This is a genomic window from Bacillus sp. FSL M7-1020 (genome assembly GCF_038050415.1).
Taxonomy (GTDB): Bacteria; Bacillota; Bacilli; order Bacillales; family Bacillaceae_G; genus Bacillus_A; species Bacillus_A toyonensis.
In genome coordinates this window covers 135,999-160,483 of the sequence record NZ_JBBOTW010000003.1, presented here as the reverse complement: position 1 = coordinate 160,483, position 24,485 = coordinate 135,999, and the positions used below count along the sequence as shown (strand labels likewise).

The 24,485-nt window shown below is 32.6% G+C and carries 25 protein-coding genes and 1 pseudogene; 16 read left to right on the top strand and 10 right to left on the bottom strand.

Translation table 11 applies throughout. The features are described 5' to 3' along the window. Nucleotides 1–154 precede the first annotated feature (154 nt). The 3 genes from cas5c to cas7c are packed head-to-tail and all read left to right on the top strand — an operon-like array spanning nt 155 to nt 3,650. Entirely contained in the window at nt 155–877 is a 723-nt protein-coding gene (gene cas5c / locus MHB70_RS29470; protein WP_061530193.1) for a type I-C CRISPR-associated protein Cas5c, read from the top strand. Next, a complete protein-coding gene (cas8c, locus tag MHB70_RS29465; protein ID WP_061530194.1) occupies nt 874–2,787 on the top strand; it encodes a type I-C CRISPR-associated protein Cas8c/Csd1 in 1,914 nt (637 codons plus the stop codon). Before cas5c ends, cas8c begins: the two co-directional genes overlap by 4 nt. 2 nt (nt 2,788–2,789) lie before the next feature. Next, the gene (gene cas7c, locus MHB70_RS29460; protein ID WP_061530195.1) at nt 2,790–3,650 is read left to right on the top strand and encodes a type I-C CRISPR-associated protein Cas7/Csd2; all 861 of its coding nucleotides are present in this window, start codon (nt 2,790–2,792) and stop codon (nt 3,648–3,650) included. Nucleotides 3,651–4,214: 564 nt separating this feature from the next. On the opposite strand, the gene MHB70_RS29455 is transcribed toward cas7c, so the two are convergent. Next, nucleotides 4,215–4,568 carry a nitrous oxide-stimulated promoter family protein gene (locus MHB70_RS29455; protein ID WP_061530196.1) on the bottom strand — a complete coding sequence of 118 codons (354 nt, stop codon included), beginning with the start codon at nt 4,566–4,568 and terminating at the stop codon, nt 4,215–4,217. A gap of 430 nt (nt 4,569–4,998) precedes the next feature. Between MHB70_RS29455 and MHB70_RS29450 the strand changes: the two genes are divergently transcribed. The 3 genes and pseudogenes from MHB70_RS29450 to hfq all read left to right on the top strand — a co-directional run. Further along, nucleotides 4,999–5,217 (top strand): helix-turn-helix transcriptional regulator, encoded by a 219-nt coding sequence (locus tag MHB70_RS29450; RefSeq protein ID WP_061530197.1) that lies wholly within the window; start codon nt 4,999–5,001, stop codon nt 5,215–5,217. After that, nucleotides 5,210–5,683, top strand: a complete 474-nt coding sequence (locus tag MHB70_RS29445; RefSeq protein ID WP_061530198.1) for a hypothetical protein — start codon at nt 5,210–5,212, stop codon at nt 5,681–5,683. The genes MHB70_RS29450 and MHB70_RS29445 overlap by 8 nt, the downstream gene beginning before the upstream one ends. 581 nt (nt 5,684–6,264) lie before the next feature. After that, a pseudogene (gene hfq / locus MHB70_RS29440) lies at nt 6,265–6,446 on the top strand (RNA chaperone Hfq); the annotation flags it as partial. Nucleotides 6,447–6,769: 323 nt separating this feature from the next. Here hfq and MHB70_RS29435 read toward each other — a convergent pair. Then, complete coding sequence (locus MHB70_RS29435; RefSeq protein ID WP_080451875.1) at nt 6,770–6,853, bottom strand: DUF1540 domain-containing protein; 84 nt, start codon at nt 6,851–6,853, stop codon at nt 6,770–6,772. Nucleotides 6,854–7,109: 256 nt separating this feature from the next. Here MHB70_RS29435 and MHB70_RS29430 point away from each other — a divergent pair, with 256 nt between their 5' ends. Next, nucleotides 7,110–8,276, top strand: coding sequence for an FAD-dependent monooxygenase (locus tag MHB70_RS29430; protein WP_061530199.1), 1,167 nt, complete (start codon nt 7,110–7,112; stop codon nt 8,274–8,276). A 94-nt stretch (nt 8,277–8,370) separates the two neighbouring features. On the opposite strand, the gene dhp61 is transcribed toward MHB70_RS29430, so the two are convergent. From dhp61 to MHB70_RS29395, 7 genes are all read right to left on the bottom strand, one after another. After that, on the bottom strand, nt 8,371–8,673 hold the full coding sequence (gene dhp61 / locus MHB70_RS29425; protein ID WP_061530200.1) for a protein Dhp61: 303 nt from the start codon (nt 8,671–8,673) through the stop codon (nt 8,371–8,373). A gap of 412 nt (nt 8,674–9,085) precedes the next feature. Continuing rightward, complete coding sequence (locus MHB70_RS29420) at nt 9,086–9,427, bottom strand: zinc ribbon domain-containing protein YjdM (protein ID WP_061530201.1); 342 nt, start codon at nt 9,425–9,427, stop codon at nt 9,086–9,088. Nucleotides 9,428–9,510: 83 nt separating this feature from the next. After that, nucleotides 9,511–9,750 (bottom strand): D-alanine--poly(phosphoribitol) ligase subunit DltC, encoded by a 240-nt coding sequence (dltC, locus tag MHB70_RS29415; RefSeq protein ID WP_061530202.1) that lies wholly within the window; start codon nt 9,748–9,750, stop codon nt 9,511–9,513. Between the two features lie 26 nt (nt 9,751–9,776). Beyond that, nucleotides 9,777–10,316 carry a hypothetical protein gene (locus MHB70_RS29410; RefSeq protein ID WP_061530203.1) on the bottom strand — a complete coding sequence of 180 codons (540 nt, stop codon included), beginning with the start codon at nt 10,314–10,316 and terminating at the stop codon, nt 9,777–9,779. An 86-nt stretch (nt 10,317–10,402) separates the two neighbouring features. Further along, complete coding sequence (locus MHB70_RS29405; RefSeq protein ID WP_061530204.1) at nt 10,403–12,166, bottom strand: SulP family inorganic anion transporter; 1,764 nt, start codon at nt 12,164–12,166, stop codon at nt 10,403–10,405. A 100-nt stretch (nt 12,167–12,266) separates the two neighbouring features. Further along, entirely contained in the window at nt 12,267–12,707 is a 441-nt protein-coding gene (locus MHB70_RS29400; protein ID WP_061530205.1) for a hypothetical protein, read from the bottom strand. Between the two features lies 1 nt (nt 12,708). After that, nucleotides 12,709–13,059: an ArsR/SmtB family transcription factor gene (locus MHB70_RS29395; RefSeq protein WP_061530206.1), complete on the bottom strand. Its 351-nt coding sequence runs from the start codon at nt 13,057–13,059 to the stop codon at nt 12,709–12,711. A 1,034-nt stretch (nt 13,060–14,093) separates the two neighbouring features. On the opposite strand from MHB70_RS29395, the gene MHB70_RS29390 reads away from it, so the two are divergent. From MHB70_RS29390 to MHB70_RS29375, 4 genes are all read left to right on the top strand, one after another. After that, nucleotides 14,094–14,495: a hypothetical protein gene (locus MHB70_RS29390; RefSeq protein WP_061530207.1), complete on the top strand. Its 402-nt coding sequence runs from the start codon at nt 14,094–14,096 to the stop codon at nt 14,493–14,495. 331 nt (nt 14,496–14,826) lie between these two features. Further along, complete coding sequence (locus tag MHB70_RS29385; protein WP_061530208.1) at nt 14,827–15,633, top strand: arylamine N-acetyltransferase family protein; 807 nt, start codon at nt 14,827–14,829, stop codon at nt 15,631–15,633. A 331-nt stretch (nt 15,634–15,964) separates the two neighbouring features. Further along, the gene (locus MHB70_RS29380) at nt 15,965–17,953 is read left to right on the top strand and encodes a DUF3472 domain-containing protein (protein WP_061530209.1); all 1,989 of its coding nucleotides are present in this window, start codon (nt 15,965–15,967) and stop codon (nt 17,951–17,953) included. Nucleotides 17,954–18,728: 775 nt separating this feature from the next. Then, nucleotides 18,729–18,968, top strand: coding sequence for a hypothetical protein (locus tag MHB70_RS29375; RefSeq protein ID WP_061530210.1), 240 nt, complete (start codon nt 18,729–18,731; stop codon nt 18,966–18,968). A gap of 573 nt (nt 18,969–19,541) precedes the next feature. On the opposite strand, the gene MHB70_RS29370 is transcribed toward MHB70_RS29375, so the two are convergent. After that, nucleotides 19,542–19,772, bottom strand: a complete 231-nt coding sequence (locus tag MHB70_RS29370) for a helix-turn-helix domain-containing protein (RefSeq protein WP_061530211.1) — start codon at nt 19,770–19,772, stop codon at nt 19,542–19,544. A 243-nt stretch (nt 19,773–20,015) separates the two neighbouring features. Between MHB70_RS29370 and MHB70_RS29365 the strand changes: the two genes are divergently transcribed. From MHB70_RS29365 to tdcB, 5 genes are all read left to right on the top strand, one after another. Further along, nucleotides 20,016–20,210 carry a hypothetical protein gene (locus MHB70_RS29365; RefSeq protein WP_061530212.1) on the top strand — a complete coding sequence of 65 codons (195 nt, stop codon included), beginning with the start codon at nt 20,016–20,018 and terminating at the stop codon, nt 20,208–20,210. Between the two features lie 10 nt (nt 20,211–20,220). Beyond that, nucleotides 20,221–21,387 (top strand): FtsK/SpoIIIE domain-containing protein, encoded by a 1,167-nt coding sequence (locus MHB70_RS29360; protein WP_061530213.1) that lies wholly within the window; start codon nt 20,221–20,223, stop codon nt 21,385–21,387. Then, nucleotides 21,377–21,988, top strand: coding sequence for a replication-relaxation family protein (locus MHB70_RS29355; protein ID WP_061530214.1), 612 nt, complete (start codon nt 21,377–21,379; stop codon nt 21,986–21,988). The genes MHB70_RS29360 and MHB70_RS29355 overlap by 11 nt, the downstream gene beginning before the upstream one ends. A 136-nt stretch (nt 21,989–22,124) precedes the next feature. After that, on the top strand, nt 22,125–23,237 hold the full coding sequence (gene ald, locus MHB70_RS29350; protein ID WP_061530215.1) for an alanine dehydrogenase: 1,113 nt from the start codon (nt 22,125–22,127) through the stop codon (nt 23,235–23,237). Further along, on the top strand, nt 23,234–24,235 hold the full coding sequence (tdcB, locus tag MHB70_RS29345; RefSeq protein WP_097859364.1) for a bifunctional threonine ammonia-lyase/L-serine ammonia-lyase TdcB: 1,002 nt from the start codon (nt 23,234–23,236) through the stop codon (nt 24,233–24,235). The genes ald and tdcB overlap by 4 nt, the downstream gene beginning before the upstream one ends. Nucleotides 24,236–24,485 lie beyond the last annotated feature (250 nt).

The following is a 24,485-nucleotide window of genomic DNA, read 5'->3' as shown; positions in this document are numbered from 1 at the left end:
AGAACTAGAATTGGAAGAACATACTATAGAAAGAAGTATAGAGTTGGTTAAAAAGAAATTAGCAAGTATATCTGTATCTTGTAACTTTGCTAAAGGGGAACAAAAACAATATTGCATTTTAAGATATAGATTGTAAGGAAAGGAGGATGAATATTTGAGGAATTCTATTGAATTTGAAGTGTTCGGTAATTATGCTCTATTTACAGATCCCTTGATGAAAATGGGAGGAGAAAAATTATCTTATCAAGTGCCAACTTACCAAGCTATTAAGGGTATCGTCGAATCAATATACTGGAAGCCGACTCTTCTTATGGTCGTTGATAAAATAAGAATTATGAATGCAATCAAAATGGAGTCAAAAGGTATTCGTCCTATTGAATATGGTGGTGGGAATACACTTGCAAATTACACATATTTAAAGGATGTTCGATATCAGGTTAAGGCCTATTTTATTTTTAATCCTCATCGACCAGATTTAGCTTTTGACCGCAACGAATTTAAGCATCATAACATACTAAAACGTGCACTTAAAGCTGGAGGACGTAGAGACATATTTTTAGGAACGAGAGAGTGCCAAGGATATGTGGAGCCTTGTGTTTTTGGTGAAGACAAAGGATTTTATGATGATTATGGTGGAGATATCCATTTAGGAACAATGGTTCATGGGCTCAATTATCCAGATGAAACAGGAAGAAATCAACTAGAAGTTCGTTTATGGAATCCGGTAATTAGAGATGGAATTATTCAATTCATCCTGCCGGAAGAATGTTCACAAATCCGCAAAATATCGAAGGTGGAGCCAAAAGTATTTGACCGATCAAACGTTGAATCAGTTGATGAGCTTATAAATCAATTAGAAGTAGGGGAGAATAAATGAGTTGGCTATTGAATTTATATGAGACATATCAATCAAACTTAGATCGAGTCGGTAAAATGGAAAAAAAATATAATGGCCAAGAATATACATTACTGCCTATCTCCCATACGACTCAAACGGCCCATATCGAAGTTTCAGTCACAGATGATGGTGAATATCACACAGCGGAAATCATTGGTAAAAGTGATGCAAATACATTAATTCCATGTACAGAGAATTCAGCAAACAGGGCTGGGGCAAAAATAGCTCCTTATCCATTACATGATAAATTGAGTTATGTGGCAGGTGATTTTGTTACATATGGCGGGAAAATCAAAAAAGATGAGCCTTTCTCATACTACATTAGGCAATTAGAGGAATGGGCAGTATCTCCATATGCTACAGCTAAGGTAAAAAGCATCTATACTTATTTAAGGAAGAGGCGATTAATAAAGGACCTAGTCGATGAAGGAATTTTGCATATGGATACAAAGGGAGAATTGTTGGAGGCGTGGGATAAAGATGCTGAAGCATTACTTGGTGAAAAACCAGCCATTTTTTCAGTAGTTACAGGTAACCAAGAAAATGCTTTTGTAAGGTTTAATGTGTATTCTCCGAATAAGATGTTGAAAAAAGTCTGGAAAGATCCTGAAATGTACGATTCTTTTATCAAGTTTTATAGTAACTTTCTGGGTAAAGATGATTATTGTTATGTGACAGGAAGAAAAATGCCAAGTACAGTAAAACATGCTAATAAAATTAGAAATGCGGGGGACAAAGCGAAATTGATTTCCGCAAATGATACGAGCGGCTTTACGTTTAGAGGAAGATTTAGCAGGGCTAATGATGTAGCAAATATCAGTTATGATGTATCCCAAAAAGCACATAATGCATTGAAATGGCTTATAAACAAGCAAGGAAAATTTGTTGATCAGCGCGTATTTCTTGTCTGGGGTAATGATTCAGAGGATGTTCCAGATTTCATAGAAGATAGTTACAACATTTATTCTATGAATTTAAGACTAACAGAAAAAAGAGAAATTAATTCGTATACACATGAGCAATTTGCTGATGAAGTTTCTAAGGCAATTGATGGATATAAAAATAATTTATTGTCCAGTGATAATGTAAATATTCTCATGCTTGATTCAGCAACGACAGGTAGATTAGCTGTTCTCTATTACCGTAATATGGATAAAAATCTTTATTTAAACAGGTTAAAGTACTGGCATTCCACTTGTGCATGGGAACATCACTATCTTAAAAATAAAGATAATAAATTTGTGAGGTTTTATGGAGCCCCATCAATGATAGATATCGCGTTTGCAGCTTATGGACCACAAGCAAATGAGAAACTAGTCAAAGGATTGATAGAACGTATACTACCTTGTATTATAGACGAAAAAAAAATTCCATCTGACATCGTCAAAAGTGCTTTTCATCGTGCATCAAATCCTGTATCGATGGAAAGGTGGGAATGGGAAAAAACACTAAGTATTACATGTGCATTAATTAATACAATGGAGGGATATCAATTGGTATTAGATAAGGAAAATAATGACCGTGATTATTTATTCGGAAGACTTCTTGCAATTGCGGATGTTTTGGAAAGAAAATCTTTAGATACAAATAATCAGCGTGCTACTAATGCCAGAAGGTGTATGAATTCTTTTTCTCAACGCCCAGAAAGAACATGGAAGACGATTCAAGGGGCTCTACAACCATATCAGGCACGTTTAGGGGAGAAAGTTTGGTATTATAACAAATTAATTGATGAGGTTGGCTCAAAAATAAATATTGAAGATTTCAATAACAAACCGCTATCTGGTAGATACTTGTTGGGATTTTATAGTCAGCGACATGAGTTGTATCAAAAAAAGGAAGGGAGCGTTTCATTAGATGCAATAGAAAATAAAGGAGAGGAGAATTAAAAATGACAATTTTAAACCATAAAATCGATTTTGCAGTTGTTCTGTCTGTTACAAAGGCCAATCCAAATGGAGACCCTTTGAACGGAAATCGTCCGAGGCAAAATTATGATGGTTATGGTGAAATCTCTGATGTAGCCATAAAAAGAAAGATAAGAAATCGCCTTCAGGATATGGAGGAATCTATTTTTGTTCAATCAAATGACAGGAGAGTAGACCAGTTTAGTAGTTTAAAGGAAAGAGCAGAGAATAATGTAGATTTAATCAAAGTATTAAAATCAGAAGAGAATCCTTATGAGCAATTTGCTGCAATCGCATGTAAGGAGTGGATTGATGTCAGGAGCTTTGGGCAAGTTTTTGCATTTAAAGGAGGAGCTGGAAAAGGTGTCTCTGTTGGAGTAAGAGGACCTGTTTCTATCCATACGGCAACCAGTATAGATGTGATTGACATCACTAGTATGCAAATTACGAAAAGTGTAAATTCTGAGCCCGGAAAGGATAAAAGTTCAGATACGATGGGAATGAAACATCGTGTCGATTTTGGAGTTTATGTTTTTTATGGAAGTATAAATACACAATTAGCTGAAAAGACAGGTTTTACTAAGGAGGATGCAGAAAAAATTAAAAATGCACTTGTTACATTGTTTGAAAATGACGCGTCAGCAGCACGTCCTGAAGGAAGTATAGAAATACAGAGAGTTTGTTGGTGGGAGCATAATTCAAAACTTGGTCAGTACTCTTCTGCAAAAGTACACCGTTTACTGGATATTAATCGGAATATTGACGTACCAAAAACGATTGATGACTATACCATCTTGGTACATGAATTAGACGGTTTAAAAGTTGAAATTATTGATGGACTATAAAGAAAATAGTTATCTAAATTTGTAAACAAAACATATAAATTTCGCATATATCCTAAAAAGAACTAGGAATATTATTTGCGAAAACTATTTGGAGCAGTCGCTTTGTATCCAATTGTTTTTTTCTTTTTGGAATGATACCTATAAAGAAACAGGAAAGGATTAACCTATTCTTCTTGCTTTGCCGAGCTCAATCTATTAAAGAATTAGATGGCACTAACCTTCGATTCTCATTGAAATATCTCTCAGATGTTTTTTTACGTTTTTTTTAACAGAATGATATGAATCGTGCATGCGTACCTGAGTTTTTATAAATTATAATTAAAGTTTATGATTTTCTATACAAATTTCTTTATCAAATAAAAATTTTGCATATTTTTGAACAGAATTAACGCATTTGTGTATTATTTTGAACACAAAGCGCTGTCGCAGCTTTTATAAGTGCGTGGATTGAAATCATTAACAGCATGTGATTTATACGTATATTAAGTGGACGCACCTTTAAAGGTGCGTGGATTGATATTCTAAAATTGTTCGGTTTTGATGCGAAAAGAAAAAACTTGCTTGTTACACAACTCGTTTTTTCTTTCCGTACTTTTTTCTTTTTGGGAAGTCAGGAGACTTTTTCATTGTGTCAACAGCATGCATGATCGCGAAATATGGATGTTTTAAAATCATTTTCGGCCCGACCTTCTTCATAACGTCCTTAACTATATCTTTCATATCTGATTTATAACAATGAATTTTGCAATTTTGACATGCTGGTTTCTGTTCTTGGAATGGACATTTCGATAAACGAAAATAAGCATAATCTTTTAATTTTTGACACTTTTCACATATAGTATTTTGTTTATGTTCGTTTTTACAATATATATCAACCATTATGCTAATTGTTTTCTCTTCACGTTCAATTCGATTCATAGGTTGGTACCTCCTGTTTCATAGTCTTACTGTTTTGATTGTAAAACTTTTTTAGAGAGTGCACTTGAATTTTAATTGACAATTTTTCTAATGTTTATCTCTTTCCTAAGACATAAATATACATCTTTCTTTTCCTTGTGAGCTTCTGGTGTTTAAAGGACTCTAACAGCATGAGTTCACTTGATATTTCCATGTTATCGATTAATTCTATTGGAATATGGGGAGTGTTTGATACTTACTGCTATATCGAGTAATTCAGCCTTAGAGCACGGAAGCTGCGTTTTGTTTTAGGAACACTATAAAAATTTTAAAATTGATGAATGTGTGGTGGTACCGCTTATTATAAAGTTGGATTTTTAGTAGAATGAATGTTAAGTTGATTTTACATTTTGTTAAGTATAGTATATATTGAAGGTAAGAGGTGGTGAACTTGACTATTTTTAACAAAGTAAAGGAAATTAGAGCTCGTTTTAATTTCACACAAAGTGTGTTAGCTGAAAAAGTTGGAGTTACAAGACAAACGATCGCAGCAATTGAAAAAGGGGATTACGTTCCTTCATTATTACTAGCATTGTCAATTTGTGATGTGTTTGATTTGAAGATGGAAGAAGTGTTTGTATTAAATAAGGAGGAAAAAGATTATGAATAGATTGATGATTTCTTATGTGATTAATGTATTTATTATGGCATTAGCATGTTGGGTATTCATTGAACTTTATTACGGAATTATAGAACTTGCCAATATTATTGAAGCTAAGAAAGTATCGTTTGAAGTATCGTTAAATATCACACCAGTCTTATTTTTATTAGTGATAGGCATTGTAATGACAGTTTTTTATAAAATGCAGAAGAAGAAATATAAGGCCCTATCATATTTGATGTATCCACTATTATTTCCCCTAGAAGACGAACGTGAAAAGTTAATTACTGAAAGAGCTTGTCGTACAGCATTTGTCTCACTCTGGTATGTGTTAATTTTCGCAGTTGGATTTTTAGTTCTTTCTCCTATCTTTAATATATTTATTCCAGGATATCCCTTATATATTTTGTTTAGTGTTTTCTTTATTCAAATGACAGTTTTTTATTTATCTTTATACCGAAATAAAATAATGTAAAGTGAGATCCTCTTGCAAAAGCAAGAGGGTTCCTTTTTAATCGATACTAGTATATAGTGATGTTATTTTATAAAGATGATCTTTGTTTCTAAAGATACTTTAAAACCTTAAGTTGATGGGCATGTGGTGAGCCCCATATAAAAAGATGTAGAAAAAAAGAACCTGTAGAATCAAGTCAAAAGGCGAGAGTCCTATAGAAAGCTCTCATGAGTATAAAATCTTTGGGGGTATTTTTATAAAGGTGAAAATTTCACGCACCGAAATGTAAAATAAAAAACAAAGTAATTAATTAGTAGTCAGCATTTAGTTTTTATAATTGATAGATTTCTTGCGAAATATGTGCTTAGAGCCGCATTTTAATTTAAATGTGATACGATAATTGTATATATGCATTTAGAAGGTAAATGGGGATGAGTGTTGATGAAAAACCGTACAAAAGTAAATGGTAAACTCCTTCAGGCAAATAAAAAGTGGTAATATCTCCGGCAAAAACAAAAAGATCATATTTCTAGTTAGTTACGTAGAGAATACACACAGTTTGTAAGAACGAATCATCGAAAAACTAGAAATACGAGCATGATGACTTACAAGAAAATACGTATGAACAATTAAAAGAAAAAAAGGGGAGATTACTATATTTTTAAAGAGTGGCGTTCCCATACGTGGGAAAATCCTTGCAACGGATAAAATTACCGTTCTTATGATGGTTCATGGTAAGCAACAATTAGTTTACAAGCAAGCAATTTCCAAAATTCTTAAGTAATTCTTTTTCCTTTTTTTGAGGAAAGAGGAAAAATACAAAAAAAGAAGATTGAAATCAATCTTCTTTAAAAAAGGAACAGATGACAGATTAAAGAGTACTACTCCAGCTCTTAATTAATTATAGCTAAGTACACATAAATGTTCAATTTAATCTAAAATTTCTCAATATTTTAGTTTTAATATTAAATTATAATATAAATAATGCTTTTTATTATTATATATTTGTTCTTTCCTGTTGCAGAATCCTTTTTATAAGGGTTATCTTTTTTTATTAGGATATTTTTTCCTATTCCTCCACAAAAGTAGTAAGACAGAAAATGCCATTTAATAAATACCATCTGCATTGCACTTTTTTCCAGAATTCCAGTACTTACAGTGATTTACCTCACAAAGAAAGTCTCTAGCCATTACACTACAACTCCTTTGCTAAGTATTAATTACAGCGTCAACTCAATTAATACTTTTTGTGTATGAAAAGCCGCGTATGAACATAAATTGAACCTGAAAGTTGTTGACAACACCAAAAGGTTCTATGGAAGAACCTCCGTTTATAAATAAGTAGATTAGTTATTATGTAGTTCCCTCTTGTGATAAACGATTTTTTCTATTATCATATCTATAAGTGATAATGATTATCAATATCAATGTTAAAAGGAGGGTTTTTATGAAAGTTTTAATTTCTGGTGGTGGGATTGCTGGTTTAACTTTAGCAAATTGTCTTTTATCTAATGGCTATTCTCCAACTATTATTGAAAAGGCTCACTCATTTCGGTCGATTGGATCGGTAATTAGTTTAAGAGGAGATGCGCTATTTGTTCTAGATAAGTTAGGATTATTAGAACAGGTTAAACAACAGGGAGTCACAGTAGAAATGAGAGAATTTGTTGATAAAGAGGGACAAGAACTGCGTAAAATCGATTTTAGAAAATTTCATATACAGCAGGGGGGATCAATAAGTATACACCGTTTTGTATTACATCAGATTCTTTATGAGTCTATACGAAATTCTATTGATATAAAGTTTAATACAACAATTCGTTCATTTCATCAAAATAGTGATAGAGTAGAGGTTACCTTCCATAATGGAAGGAGGGAATTCTATGATTTAGTTATCGGGGCAGATGGGATTCATTCAGTAACACGTAATTTATTAATGAAAGACGAATATATGAAACAACTTGATATAGGTTTTTCTGTATTTACTATACCAAGGCCAGTCCTTATTCCTGAGAAATTAAAGAAAAATCAAACATTAGAGACTCTTTTACCAGGATGCTATATTCATTGTGGGATGGATGATACTTACATTTGGGGAATGTTTATTTATAAAAATAAATATCGAGAAAGGTTTCAGGATAAAAATAATAAAGAATTCTTATTAGAATTGTGCAAAGACATTCAATGGGGGATACGTGATGTAATAGAAAATATAAGTAACGTAGATCTTATTTTTCAAGATAAAATGACCCTTGTCCAGTTACACAAATGGAGTGAGGGACGTATAGCATTACTCGGCGATGCAGCTCATGCTATGACATTTATGTCCGGAACTGGTGGAGGGAAGTCTATGTTGGGGGCATACCGGCTGACTCAAGAATTAATAAATTGTCCTTCTTATGAAGAAGCCTTCTATAACTATGAATCTTATTTAAAATATGAAATTGAAAAAATACAACAAAAGTCTATCAAAGCTGCGAAATTTTTTTCATCTGACCATCATTTAATGAAGTATTTTAAGATTGCAATGTTAAAGCATTTTCCAACTTCAATAATGAATAGCATATTAAAAAAATTATTTATTGTAAAACCACAGAATTATTATGATTCATGATGAACCAGCAACTATCTGAACAAAAGTTTTGTTATGATTAGCCGAGAAGCCCCCCACTTCAAACAGTCCGTTAGGACGTAAAGTGGCAGGTGGTTCACCTTTCAAGATATTTTCTAAGTTCGTAAGCATTATACAAATTATTATCTATACAAGTTTGTGCTGTTATTTTCAACCCTATTAGTAGGTGTTCTATTTCTTCATCAGTATATTTTTTTACACTTCCATTCCCAGCAACTTTTGTTGTACCTTTCTTTAAATCCATAGTTAATCCTAACAGCACATTATTGCTTGTTTCATCTACGACTTGAATATAAAAATTTTTATTTTCCAAATCAATTGTAATAAAATTAAATCGCTCTACTAAATCAATCCGAGCAATACTTGAATAATCTGACATTTTCAATCCCTCCATCTTATTTTTGATTGTGAATTAATCGATCTAAATCAATTAAAAAATTCTTTTTATTATTATATATTCGTTCTTTCTTGTTACAGAATCCTTTTTATAAGGGTGCTCTTGTTTGTATTATAAATCCATAAATAAAACAGACAGTCAAATGGCATTTATTGATGAATTGAAGGCTTGGAAATCAGGTTAAATATTGTAATGTCTGCTATACATCGTTGTTATGAAAAGAGAATAATTTATCTCAAAATTAAATTTAAAGTAAAGAGAAAGACCTTATTCAAAATATTATTTTGAGTAAGATCTTTCTTTTTATTAAGTCACTTGATTACTACCTTGTAAAATTATATATACTGGTCTAAAACAACTAACTCAAATTAGTACTGCTGTATACATCCAGCGTTTAAACTTTTTTCACAAATTCAGATTTTAATTTCATAGCTCCAAAACCATCAATTTTACAATCAATGTCATGGTCCCCATCTACTAAACGGATCTTTTTAACCTTTGTACCAATTTTCACAACTGATGAAGTTCCTTTTACTTTAAGATCTTTAATTACGGTAACAGAATCCCCATCGTTTAAAACATTTCCAATTGCATCTTTAATTATCTTTGTATCTTCACTATGTTCAGGTTCTGATTCTAAAGTCCACTCTTCGGCACATTCTGGGCAAACAAAAAGATTTCCATCTTCGTAAGTGTACTCTGAATTACACTTAGGACAATTAGGTAAGTTAGACATATTTTAAATTCCTCCACTTGTTATTATTCATTGTAATTAGCCTTATCAAATTTTCTTCTTATAAATGTTTTAAGAACCAACTTTTATCGCATATCTTTCAATTTCGCAATAATCATATTTGGTGTTGCCCATTCATCACGATCAAAGTCTGAAATGGATACTTCAATGTTTAAACGTTCTTGAAACTCTACTAATAAAGATACTGTAGCAAAAGAATCTAGAATTCCTTCTTCAAATAATTGTACATCTAGGTTATCTTGTACAATATCATTTTCACATACTTCTTCTAGCACATTTAAAACTTGATTTTTAAATTCAGACATTATTTCTACTCCTCTATATACATGATTTATATTGATTCCCTTAATGGTTTTCTATTTTCTAACATATCATTTAAAAGAATCTGTCCCATCATCATTGCAAAGTTATCTCTGGTCTTTGTATAGTAGTCATTAAGTTTTAACAGATAGTCTTTCTTTGGGACGTAGGTGATTACAAATCCACGGTTTTCTTCTTTAGGAAAAGGAATATATATATTTTTAACATTCTGGTTTGTAGTGTTGGGATTTTTAAATAATAAATCATTTAGATTACTAAAAAATTCTTTTCCATTAGAGATAGGTTGGATTTTTTTAGCTATGTGAACACCATTTTTATTTTTATTTGAAACTATTCCCCATATAATTACACCACCAGAAGCATGAGAAAAAAACGATATACCTTTTTCGTAATTCTTTTTATCATCTATTGAAAGGGCACTATTTGTACAATTTTTTTTGCATTGAAATGTAAGGAATATATTCTCTTCTTGCTGTTTAATGATTGTTTGTTGAATGTATGAAAATCCTTCTTGTTCAAATTTTACAAAAATCTTCTTCGCATTCTCCAAATTAAACATTCTCCTTTTCTACTTTTTAACAAAATATCTAAAAGAGTAAATTAAAACCAGTAAACTTGGTATATGAAATATATTTTTTAAAATTCTAATGCATTTGATTTATTTTTTATTGTATTAATATCCTGGCATTGCTGGGAGAGCTTGGCACATTCATGAAAAGCAAAATGTTTACATCCTACACATTTTGCTGTATTCAAATGTCTTAAAGCACAGTTAATAGCTTCTCCTGTATGAGCAAAAAAGTTCTCTTTTCCAATCTCAGCGTATAATCCATTTTTAATCAGTGTTGTTTTTAACTCTGATTGAGTCCCTGAAATGAGAAGTACGCCACCTTGGTTTTTAAAATGTTGGACAATATTCCTAAAGTAGGCTTCGCCAGTTGTATCAATAAAAGGAACCTTGCCCATACGTAAGATTAGAATTTTGGGTTTATAATGAATCGTCGCTAAAATGTTTTGTTCAAATGTTTGCGCAGCTCCAAAGAATAATGGCCCTTCTATTGTATAAATACTAATTTGCGGGCAATCATGAGCTTTATTTACCACATGCGGTAATAATTTTTCATTCCTTGTTGTATGATCAGGAAGAACTTTTGACATGACAAGCATATTACTCATACGTTTTGTAAATAAAATAATAGCTAAAATAAGACCGATTTCCACAGCTGTTGTCAAACTGGTAAATACAGTGAGAAAAAATGTTACCAATAATACAAGAGAATCCCCTGTCTTCATTTTAAGTATATGAGCAAAATGCTTCTGCTCACTCATGTTCCATGCTACAACCATTAAAATTGGAGCCATACTAGCAAGTGGGATGTGCGAAGCGTATGGAGCTAGCAGTAGAAGTGTAAATAACACAAAAAATCCGTGAATCACACCGGACATAGGTGAAACAGCGCCACTTTTAATATTCGTTGCTGTTCGAGCAATCGCTCCAGTTGCAGGAATTCCTCCAAATAACGGGGTAACAATATTAGCAATTCCTTGCCCAATAAGTTCTTTATTACTGCTGTGTTTACTATTTGTCATACCATCCGCGACGACAGCAGATAAAAGAGACTCAATACCACCCAACATAGCAATAACAAATGCAGGGCCAATTAAATGTTGGATACGCTCTATTGTAATCTCTGGTATATCAAACTGAGGTAGTGTATTTGGAATCGTACCATATGCTGTACCAATAGTAGGCACATGACCTGAGAAAAATATAGTTGCAATTACAGTTGAAATCACAACACCTACTAATGAACCAGGTACTTTTGGCGAAATTTTTGGTGTTACGAGTATAACGAAAAAGCAAATCAAAGCAGTTACTACACTATAAAAATTAGTGGTACTGATATGAGTAAAAATTTCTTTCAGGTTTGCTATAAATTCTTCGTGTTTTTTAATACCAGTTAAACCTAAAAAACTAGCAATTTGTCCAGTGAATATAATAACAGCAATACCAGACGTAAAACCAATTGTTACAGGACGAGGGATGAACTTAATTAGCGAACCTAATTTGAAAATTCCCATAAGACATAAGATAATTCCAGCTATTAAACCAGCAAGTAGTAAATCTTCATACCCATAGGTAATGACAATTCCTAAAAGAATTGGAACAAAAGCACCTGTAGGCCCTCCAATTTGATACCTTGAACCACCAAATAGAGAAATGAGTATCCCAGCAATACATGTTGTATAAATCCCATACTCTGGTTTTACACCAGAAGCTATAGCAAAAGACATAGCAAGAGGAATTGCAACAACTCCAACAATCATTCCTGAAAGAAGATCTTTTTGTAAATGCCCTAATGAATATCCTTCAAATCTTCCCGTAAATAAACCTCTCATTACAAACCCTTCTTTTCTATTTTTAATAAATCCGGATTAAAAATGTGTTTCTCATTCGCTTGTACAGGAGATTTTTATTTTCATAAAATAGAACGACATCCTAATACTTATTATAAGTTTTGCTTAAATGACGTTCTAATTTCCCTATATCTCCACCTTGTTGTACATGGAATTGTAATCTTTCCGCTAGAAGTTCTCCAGCCCGACTATCTAGTTTCTTCGTATCAATAAACGATGTGACTGTTACTTTATCTGGAGTAATATCTCTACGAAACATCTGTCCTGGAATATCAGTCCAAAAACGATTCCATTCTTCTAATAATCCTAATTGATCAAACAAAAAGTTTTGAATGCCACATAACCATGCTGTACAAGCTGTGTTCCTTTTTTGACATCCAATTCCATCTTGTAAATGTTGACATGAAACGCAGCAAGAATACCCACTTTTAATGCAAACATTACAAACACGATGAGCTCCTATAGAGTGAAATATCTCAATTCCATGCTGGATGATATCTTCTCTTTTAGCCTCAATGCTCAATTTATTCCTCCTTTATCATTTCACTTTCTACTTCATCTAGCTCTTCTAACATAGAAATTGTATCAATTAAATGATTGTTAAAAATTTTCCTCGCAACCACCAATAAATTCATAATCATAGGATCTCGAAGGGAGTATAATACTCGTTTTCCATCTTTAGTGCCAACAACAATATTTTTCGCGCGTAATACACTTAATTGTTGAGAAACTGCAGAACCTTCTTTTTTAAGAATACTTTGAATTTCATTTACACTTTTTTCACCTTCTGATAGAACTTCCAAAATCCCTATTCGTAAAGGATGCGATAAAGCTTTAAAGAAATCTGCTTTAAATTGTTGCATTTCAGTCCCCATTAAAACACCTCTAGTATTTATTTGCATTTAACATTTCAGAAGTATCATATACATCTTCAAATGTTTGAATATGTATATGATACTTCTAAAGCTAAGAATTATCAATACAAATTTAGAAACCTAAAATAGCTAAATAAATGGTTTTGGGTTGAGATTACAATACTTTCTTTCGTACACAAAAATCCTATATATCCTAGACTATATTTCTAGAGAAACCTTATACCAACAGATTCAAGGGAGATTGAATACGAGAGAAATAAATAATACATTTACATTAGAAGACTCAGATAACGTAAAAGCATTAAAGAAAAGAGGGTTTATAGACCTATAAGAACAGAATATTTATTCAAGTAAGGATGCGCTGTGAAAAAATGTAACTATAATAAATAGTTAGTTACTTATATATTTTTCAAATTAGTAATGATAGAAATTAAAGAGGATGTGTAAAATTCAAATCCCTTATTCAGATTCACTATATTTGATAGATTACCTGTATTCGTAAAAGAAATATTAAATACAAAAAGGTATTAAGACTATAAAAATATAATATATAAATTTAAGGAGTGTAAATCCATTAAAAAGGTGATAATTTAGTATGTTTACAAAAACTGGTTGAAATTAATATTAATGTTTTGTTTGTTGATGTGTATAAACGGGATTAATATTAAGAATATTCAATATTAATAATATCAATTTACTATAGTTTACAATTATGTAAAACTATAACCAAGGTGGATTGTTCTTTAAACCTTATCACTAATAAAGATCTAAAGAAATTTTTGTTTCATTTGCCATCCAGAAGGAATGGATATTTACATATAAAAAATCTTTACCAATTTGGATGTTACGTAAGTAGTTTGAGTAAACAACTAAATCAATGTGGATTGTAAATAATTAATTAAAAGTTGTGAAAGAAGGATAAGAAATAGAAGTATTAATGGCCTTCTTATAAGAATTATCTGAAAAACTAGTAGGAATTGCAGATAACGCAGTAGGATGCGAGAATTTATCAAACAAAATGAGGTGAATGAAAAATGAAAACGCTTGCGAAAAAAGAACAAATGATACGCTTACAGGGGGAGGAGAATTGTAAACGTCAAGCGGACGCAGAACAGTATAATGCCGAGCAATGTAATATAGAAAGAGAGTGTATCAAGCAAGACAAAAAATCAGTTAAAAATCGAACGACAGAAGAAAAATGGGATGAAAGATGTAAACAAGCAGTTCAATTATTTAATCAAGGGACTGAATATCCAGATATTGCGAAAATAGTAGGATGCAAAGTGAGTAGTTTGTATAGAGAGCTGAAGAAACGTGGAGTATTAGAAATGCCAAAGCAAGCAGCATCCTCTAAAACATTAAGGTCACCCATAATACCAGCAAAAACAAAAAAATCGAAGTTTGAACGATATAAAGAGTATTATATGTATAAGTAGAAGGATTAAAGGCTATATAGATTATTAATCTGAATAATAACTGCGTCTAAAAGTCTTTATTTTTTGATTTGTCACAATGTACACTTTTAGACATTACATTTAAAATTTTTTTCAATTTAGCTTTGGGGATTTGTAAAGATACCAAAATATCAAAAATATACATTTGAAAAAATATTTATGGAATTTTTGAGCACTTTCTCCTTAATGTCCGCTAATGTTTATTGCTACACACTCTTCTGAAATGTATTAATCAAGCTGTACGCCAAATATAATTAATAGTCTTAATATATAGGTATATATATATTATTTCTGTAAATGGAGGAGATATATAATGTTAACTGAATTACAAATAAATTTTTTCTCAAAATTAAAAATTCCACCAAGAGAAAATGTGAAATTTGAAGATTTACATACAATTCTTTTACAGATGGGGCACTTATTACCTTATGAAAACATAGACATTATGGAAGGAAATATGAAAGAATTTTCTAGAGAAAATATTGAAGAAAAGCTGCTTTTAAAGAATCGTGGCGGATTATGTTATGAAATTAATTCTTTATTATATTATTTTTTGTGTGATTGTGGATTTAATGTGTATCGAATAGCTGGGACTCTTTATGATTCGAAAACAAGAAAGTGGAGCCCTGATGATGGCCACGCACTTATCGTTTTACAACACAAAAATGAGAACTATATAATAGATGCGGGTTTCGCATCCTATCTTCCTTTATACCCTGTTCCTTTTAATGGTGCCAGCGTGACTTCTGTAACGGGTGAATATCGTGTTCGTAAACAAAATACGGAGAAAGGAACCCATGTGTTTGAAATGAAAAAAGGAAAAAATGGAGAAACTTCGCATTTTTTTGATTCGGATCTTACAGATACCTGGTCTACCGGCTATGCTTTTTATTTAAATGCAATTAATGAAAAGAAAGTACATGCTATACAAAACATGGTTATAGAGCATCCAGAATCGCCAGTAAATAAGGGGAATATTATTTGTAAATTAATTGAACACGGGCATATTGCACTTACTAAGCAAAGTTTTACAGAAACCCGGCATGGAAAGAAAACTAAAAAAGAAATAACAGAGAAACAATATCATCAAATACTTAAAAATAAATTCAATATTTTGTAGACAAGTAAGATGTAGAAAGTACACTATAAGATTTTTAACTCATTATGCCCTCATTTGTAAAAAATGGGGGTTTTTAATTAATAAGTGCTTGAAAAGTTCTGAAATATCTTTATTTTTATGAATCTTTCTGTTGTTATTAGGATAAATCCAGCGATATATAACTTAAAATTATAATGAAATACTACAATTGCTTATTGAATAACAGTGATAATAACATTAAACATATTCGTTTTATTTAGAGAGTGTTATATTTTCAAGAAATTTGTTTAATTTAATATGCAGAGTTATTATTTTAAAAGGTTATTACTAATGAAGGAGGAGAGGAAAAATTATGTTCAGTCAAAGAACAAGAAAAGGCGTCAAAAAAATCCTAACAATTACAGCTGCTAGCACAATGTTTTCAATGTTTGGATCATCTATTTCTAGCATAGAGGCGGCGTCTCATACGAACGCTCCAGGAGTTTATGTTACACCTAAAAATAGTGTTTCCTCAGATATTATTAGTATAGACTGGTCCCCTGTTCAAACAGCACCTTATACATATTGGGCTGTACATAACTGGAACCAGGGAGGAGAAGCTGGTGGGTATGCTGGATTTCAACAACAAAGCGGTTTTGACGAAAATGGAAAGCGTACTTTACACTTTGCAGTTTGGGATCCAATTTCCTCTAAGGAAGCAATAAAAGCAGAATATGTATCCCCTACATCAGTTGCAAGTAATTTTGGCGGAGAGGGAACGGGTCTTAAAATTCAGACGACATATGATTGGAAGAATTATAATTGGTATCGCATGACAATGCGTTCTTGGCAAGAGAATGGACACACAAAATTTGGACAGTGGTTAAAAGATATTTCAAAAAATCAATGGAAGCTTATTGGGATTATGGACTTTCCAGTTCCAAACGTTACATTCAACTACGGACAAACGTTGTTTCAAGAAGATTGGGCTGGTAATGGACAAGATGTAAGAGAGGCACGCGTAAAAAATGGATATGGAAGAAATATCTCAGATAAAAAATGGGTATCTTGGAATACTCAATCAATAGATGGGCAAGAGCCATTAAATAATAATTGGGATGGGGGAGCTACTTCAGAATATCTTTGGTTTAAGGCTGGTGGGAACTCTCAATCAACTATTGGTACAGGAAAAACATTCACGTTAAATCAACCTAGCCAACCTGAAATAGGAAAACTAGATTATGATATAAAGTCTATGTATTATGAAAATGAAAAATTAAATATATCTTGGCAATTAAAAGAGAGTAGTACACCTCAATTTAATGGAAAAATTGAAATTTATAATAATGAAAATATGACGGGCCAACCTATTAACATAATTGATGATATTAAATCTTATCAAAATGGAATCAGTCAATCTATATCATTACCAGAAAATGCGTATGCAAAAATTGTATTAACGGATATATTTGATCAAATTGTTGAGAAAAAGGTACAAATCAAAAATGAATCTCCAAACATTTTAGAAGGGGATAAGTTTGCATGGTCGATGAAAGGTATAGGAGATTTTGAATTTGCAAAAGTCAATTTAAATAAGTCAACAGAAGAATTGCAAGTTAATTTAATAGCAGGGACACCACACAATTATTTTGATAGTACGTATGCAAGTATTAAAGTACAGGATACATCAGGTAAAGTGGTATATAACAAAGAGATTTATGGGAATAACCGACAAAATGCTGAAACAAAAACAGTCCCAGTAAAAGTGGGCAATTTTATTGAACTTACACACCTAGAAGGTGGAGAGAGAGCAACATTAACAAATCTGGATAATAATAAACGCGAAAGCTTTGATAAAAAAGTAATATATGAAGTTACAAAGGATGGCCTGAAGAAAGTAAATCAAATTGTTAATCCGAAACCGGACACAGAATCTCCAACACAGCCACAAGGATTATATGCAAGCAATGTTGCATCAGACAGTGTAGAGCTAAAATGGAATCCTTCTACAGACAATGTGGGTGTAAAGGGATATCAGGTGTTACGCGATGGACAATTGATTCAAACTGTACAAGGGACAATGTTTACTGATCAAAATCTTACAGCTAATAAAGAATATAAATATACTGTAAAGGCTGTAGATGCGGCTGGAAATATCTCGGCTCAAAGCAACATCCTTACAGTAACAACAAAGAGTCAAAATGTAACTTATGAAAAATGGGATCCGAAAAAGGCATATACAAAAGGGGACAAAGTAGAATATCAAGGGAAATTTTATGAAGCGGTTCAAAGCTATCAAGGAAATGGAGATCCTACTTGGATATTTGCCTTATCTTTATGGCAACCATTTTATATGAAATAAAAGTTAGTTATTGAAACTTTATATATTATTTTAGTGGTCGCAAAAATATGTTTAGATTTTAGAATAAGATTTCAAAATGGTAAGGACAAAACTTGAAAACTTAAAATCAATATATAAAGTAAAAATACGGAATTGAATTTTGTTAAGAAAATGTAATAAAAATATTGATAACATGATGGGGAAAATAGTTTTATCACTGAGATAAAAAGCCCTGCACACAGGACATCTAAAAAGATACCTTAGCAATAGCGACAATTAGGGAGAAGTATTAGCTAAGGTATCTGGATGGATGGTTGCATAATAAATATGCAATTTTGAGCATTGTTGAATGTATTGGGATATCCAACAAGTTCAGAATAACACAAAGTTTCTGCTAATTCAGCTGGTAAATTTGTCCAAAATAGATAGGGGTTATTTAAATTTAAAAGAGAACCATTGAAGATTAGGGTGCTCTAGAATAAAGACTATATTAAGATAGTAAATGTTTCATGAAATAGGAATAAATCAAAGATTGCAATTCGGTTTTTATGAGTAAATTTGTAATGAGGTTCTGTAGTTTTTCTTAATGACATCTCACATATTTATGATAAAGAACAGAAGGGGAATAATGGAAACCATACCATTGATTGTAGACCACAGAATATATACAGCTGAGATACCACATTGATTCATGAAAGTCTACGCTGTTATTACACAAAGGCGTTTGGTAACTCTTTATTAAGTAGTGAAAATATCATGCTTGATGAGAATGATGATTTGATTAGGAGGAATAGAGATGGAACTAACTAAATTGGAAAAGGTAATTGTTATTAGCACATTTGTTCAAGGTTTGGGTGAGGAATTCCTAGAAAATAGCGAGAACAATCATTCTTTAAGGCAACTACTCAGGGAGGTAGAAAAGGTGTTTAGTAATTCAACACCAAACCAAATGCGAGAAGCAGCAGGAAGTGTACTAGACAAATTTATTAATGATTTAATTGAAGAAAACAATTCTCCACTACCAAAAATAAATTAAAGGCTCATACGGAGAAAGAGATAACGAGCTTCATGTAACACACAGGTCATTTTGTGTAACTCAACCTATCCAGAAACAGGTACATAGCAATGAACAAAAGTTATCAAACTATCATAAAGCAATGTATATCTGAAGCGATAAGTCAGAATCATCCTTAATTGGACGCTTTTTTATCCTCACTAACTCTTCAAATGTAAATTTTGCATTTAATCCAGATGATCCCCCCCTAATCAACAGAGTGTTAGTTCGTACCAAGTGCGAATGTCAGTTCTTTTATAAAGAGGTTTTTTCAAAATAGATGTTGTAAAAAAATAAATCTTTTGAACGATATTTTTATAATATCCTTCATGAACACGACACTTTAAAGTTACTCGAAGAAAATTTAGTATACAGGATAGGTAGCTTTTATTATAAATCGGATAAATTTTTAAGTCCGCAAGAAATATCTGCACTGAAAATATGTAGTAAATGCGAAAAAATATTGCATGTGGATCAATTTCATAAACAGGGAAAAGCCTATAGAAGCCAATGTAAAGTTTGCAGGAAAAACAGTATATAGCGAGATTAATATCCCTATATATGCCAAAAGTCAGTTACTCGTTTTCGTGGATCGTGTTTTCTAACTACCTTCATTATTTTCTGCATTGTATTTGGTGATGGCACATAATCCTTGTCATTACACAGTTGTCCTAATGTATTTCTATTTACCTTACTAGCCTTTGAAAAATCTAGAATTGAATAATCGTAGCTAGCCATAAATTTGGCTAGCTTTGTTTTATGTCTCCCAATACCTCTACCCCACACGCGAATCTCCTCCATAATCTTTTTTAACCATCATTGTCCAAAACGCAAAAAACTATACGCAATTGCACAAAAGATTTGGCATATTGTCCAAGCCATCAGCAATATGCTTTATCAAGGTCGCTACCAAAGTAACTATCAAACCTGTTATCAAAGTAGCTATCAAAGTAATGCTACAAAGGTATTTGGCCTATAAACCTGTATTTAATCAGCATTCAAAATTCTGTTTATAAAGGGGAGATTTATATGTTAACTACATTTATCTCTTTAGGAGTTTTAGGAGTAACGACAATCGGAGGGGTGCTGCTAGAAAAGCATCTTGTAAAAAATGATCACGTTGCAGCAGCTAAACTTTTAAGTGATGGAATGTATCATGGAATGAGAATATGTGGAGTTTGTTTCATTGGCTATGTATTTGTCAAGATCTTAATCATGTTCTAGGAGGTGTTACATGGGACTTATCAAAGAATGGATTCATAAACAAAGTTTGAGGAATCAACTTATAGAGGTATTTAGAAAAGCGGGTTTATATGTAGACCATCAAACACGGGGTGGGAAAGTACCCATTTATCCGAAGATACATGACATTGCTTCTTCGAAAGAAAAAGTTCGATATATATTTACCATTCCAAATGGATTGGATCCGAAGATTATCGAAAAGAAATGGTTTTGCTTTCAACAAGTATTAGGACGCAATGTAGCAATTGAAGGTGATATTAAACGGTTTGTACTAAATGTGTTTCATTCGGATGCAGGATTACAAACATATAATTACAGTTATAAAAAATGGCAGCCGTTACTAAAAGAGCATCGTCTTCCTGTTGTGGTAGGCCGAGACCAATTCGGAAACATGATTACGTATGACTTGGTAGATTCGAATACACCGCATCTTCTAATCGCAGGAGAAACAGGGAGCGGGAAAAGTAGTATGGTACGTGTTGTGCTAACTACATTCGTTCAGCATATGTCCTCTGATAAATTGCATTTGTACCTAGGCGACCTGAAGAATTCCGAATTTCATTTCTTGCGAAGAGTGAAACACGTAAAAGAGGTTTGCATGGAAGAAATTGAAATGAAGATCATGCTACAGAAAGTGTGGAAGCAAATACGCGAACGTAGAAAGCTGATGGAAGAATATGAAGTGGATCATATCGATGAATATAACAAATTGAACACTGACAATCAGAAACCATATATCATACTCGCCATAGATGAAGTTGCCATGTTGCAAGATGAAAAAGAATGCATGTCTATAGTCGAAAAAATATCAGCAGTCGGCAGGGCACTCGGAGTCTTTCTGTTGCTCAGTATGCAGAGACCCGACGCAAAGGTATTGGATGGTAAGTTAAAGCTCAATATGACAGTTAGAATGGGATTTAAATGTGATAGCGTAATTAACAGTAACATCATGGGTACATCTGGATCAGAACAGTTAGAACAATCGGGTCAAATGATATTAAAGTTAAATGGATTAAAGAAAGTGCAAGCTCCTTATTTAGAATTAAGTAAAGCTAAGAAGATAGTTGAACCTTATCGTGTTCTAAAAGAGCATATAAAAGTTCAAAATTCAACTAAAGAAGAAAATCAATTATTCGGGGTGTTGAATTATGATGAGTAGAGACAAAGAGATACTTAGCAATCTGAAACGTTTTAGATGTATGTCACGTGATGATATTGTTGATTTGCACTTTCAAGGATTAAAGAACGCAGTGACTTGCTGTAATACGGTGATGAAACGATTAAGAAGAGATGGTCATGTGGATGCCAATATCTCGCAGCAGCCATACATCTACTTCCCTCAACCCAGCACACTTCGCAAAACTAGCCAAAAAATTCTCCACTTCCTCGGTATAGTAGACGTGTATAAACAGCTTATCCATTATGAAAAACCGAAACTGTTTAAAGTGGAGCCAAAGTACGGTAAAGATTTCATGGAACCTGATGCATTTACAATTTGGCGTAGATCTCCATTCTTCATTGAAGTTCAGAATTCAGTTTACAGTAAAAAAGTTATGCAAGATAAAATAAATAGGTATGAGTTGTACTTCCAGAGTCAGAATTGGCATAACGAATCTTGGCAGCCAAAAGAATCTAAATTCTTTCCATCAATACTTATAATTACTGAAAAGCATTATGATATTAGATCTTTTAATCTACGTATTTTTCAAGCTTCTTCAATTGGCAATTTCTTAGATAACCTTACTGTAAAAGCAAAATAAGGCTCCCTAACCAGGGCTTTTTTCTTTAAAGGGAATTTGGCGATAAAAATAATATAAATGGATATAATAAGTTTGTTAAATTATTACTTATTTTCAATTGTAGTTACTATATCTTGTATAAAAGGATGTGTTAGAAATGAAAATTGGAGTAGTAAAAGAGATAAAAAAAGGAGAAGCACGTGTAGGCATGACTCCTGAGAATGCTCGAAAATTGGTTGAAGAAGGACACCAAGTCTTAGTAGAAAAAGATGCCGGTATTGGATCTGGATATACAAATGATGAATATACAAGTGCAGGTGCAAATTTAGTAGCACAAGGAGAAGCCTGGGAAGTCGACATGGTAGTTAAAGTAAAAGAACCATTACCTGAAGAATATCGTTACTTTAAAAAAGATCTTATAATCTGGGGGTTTTTACATTTAGCTGCATCGAAAGAGTGTGTAGAAGCAATGAGAAATGCTGGTACTACTGCAATTGCAGGAGAAACAATTAGCGAAGATGGTGTTTTGTCATTATTAAAGCCAATGAGTGCAATTGCTGGCCGTCGCGCCGTATTTATGGGAGCATATTATTTAGAAAAACAACATCAAGGAGAAGGGATTTTATTATCAGGTATTGAGGGAATCCCTGCCGGAAATGTAGTCATTTTAGGTGGAGGAAATGCTGCGATTAATGCATGTGATATGGCAATTGGAATTGGGTGTAGTGTAACTATCTTAGAACTGAACCAAACACAGATAACATATTTAAAAGAGAGATATATAAATGATCCTGTTGAAGTTATTGAATCTAATACTCAAAACTTAGAAAAACATATACAAATAGCAGACTTATTTATTTCAACAATCTTAATACCAGGATCTAAACCTCCGAAAATTGTAAAAGAATATATGGTACAATCCATGAAGCCTGGAAGTGTTATTGTGGATATTGCAATAGATCAAGGTGGTACGATCGAGACGGTCGATCATTATACAACCCACGATGATCCTGTATTTATTAAACATGATGTAATTCATTATGCAGTACCCAATATGCCTGGTGCTACCCCACGTACTTCTACTATGGCATTGGCTAAGGGGAATATTGAATACTTACTAGCGATAGCTAAAGATGGATTAGAAAATGCAATTCAACATAAACCAGTTTTGGCAACTGGTATAAATATTTATAAGGGTACGATAACTTATGAGAACTTAGGAACAACACTAGAATTAGATTATAAGCCATTGAAAGAAGTGTTATTATGAGTAATGCAATTTTACCACTCAACATTGGGAATATAAAAAAAGCACAAAAAATTTTGGATGGAAATGCTAGAAAAACACCTTTGGTTAAATCTTTCTATTTAACCAGTAAAACCGGTGGAGAAATTTATTTGAAGTTAGAAAATATGCAGTTAACAGGTTCATTCAAGTTTCGTGGTGCATTTAATAAAATTTCCCAACTAACAAATGAAGAAAAAGAACGTGGTGTAATCGCTTGTTCAGCTGGGAATCATGCACAAGGTGTTGCATTATCTTCTCATTTACTTAAAATCAAAAGCAAAATTGTGATGCCAACTTCCGCGCCGCAAGCTAAAGTGGATGCGACTAGAGGATATGGTTCTGAAGTTATTTTATACGGTGATACATTTGATGATGCAAAAGCGAAATGTGAAGAGATTATAAAAGAAACAGGAGAAACATACCTACATCCATATGATGATGTAGAAGTAATGGCTGGCCAAGGGACAATTGGTTTAGATATTCTGGATGACATGTGGGATGTTGATACTGTCATTGTACCTATTGGTGGGGGAGGTATTATTTCAGGGATCGCTGTTGCACTGAAATCATTTAATCCTTCCATTAATATTATTGGAGTTCAAGCTGAAAACGTACACGGTATGAAAGCTTCTTACGATGCTGGAGAAATTGTATCACATTATAAAGCCCCAACAATTGCAGATGGTTGTGCAGTTAAAATACCAGGAAATTTAACCTTTGAAATTGTAAAAAAACTAGTAGATGACATTGTAACTGTATCGGAAGAAGAATTAGAAGTAGCGATGAAAGATTTACTGCAACGCGGAAAAGCTGTTGTAGAAGGTGCGGGAGCATTAGCCACAGCCGCTCTTCTAGCAGGGAAAGTTGATAAATACGTAAAGGGGAAAAAAGTAGTAGCGGTTATTTCAGGTGGCAATGTGGATTTAAAACGTATTTCAAGCGTATGTGAGCATTTCTTTGTAGCCAATGAAGTACAATAATGATTGGGGAATATATACAATAAGTTGATATTGCTAAATAAGAGCTAGGATGAAATATCTCCGTTCTTTTCTTGTAATATCAGGATGAAATTGAGGCATAGTTATTATTCAATTAGAGGGAGCTGTAGAAGAAATTCAATTTTAATAATGTATATAAAGAAAAGACACTCTAAAATGAGTGTCTTTTCTCCGAATTGAACCACGTTCATTTAGTATAAACTTATCCGTATTATCCCTTTGTTATACGTGT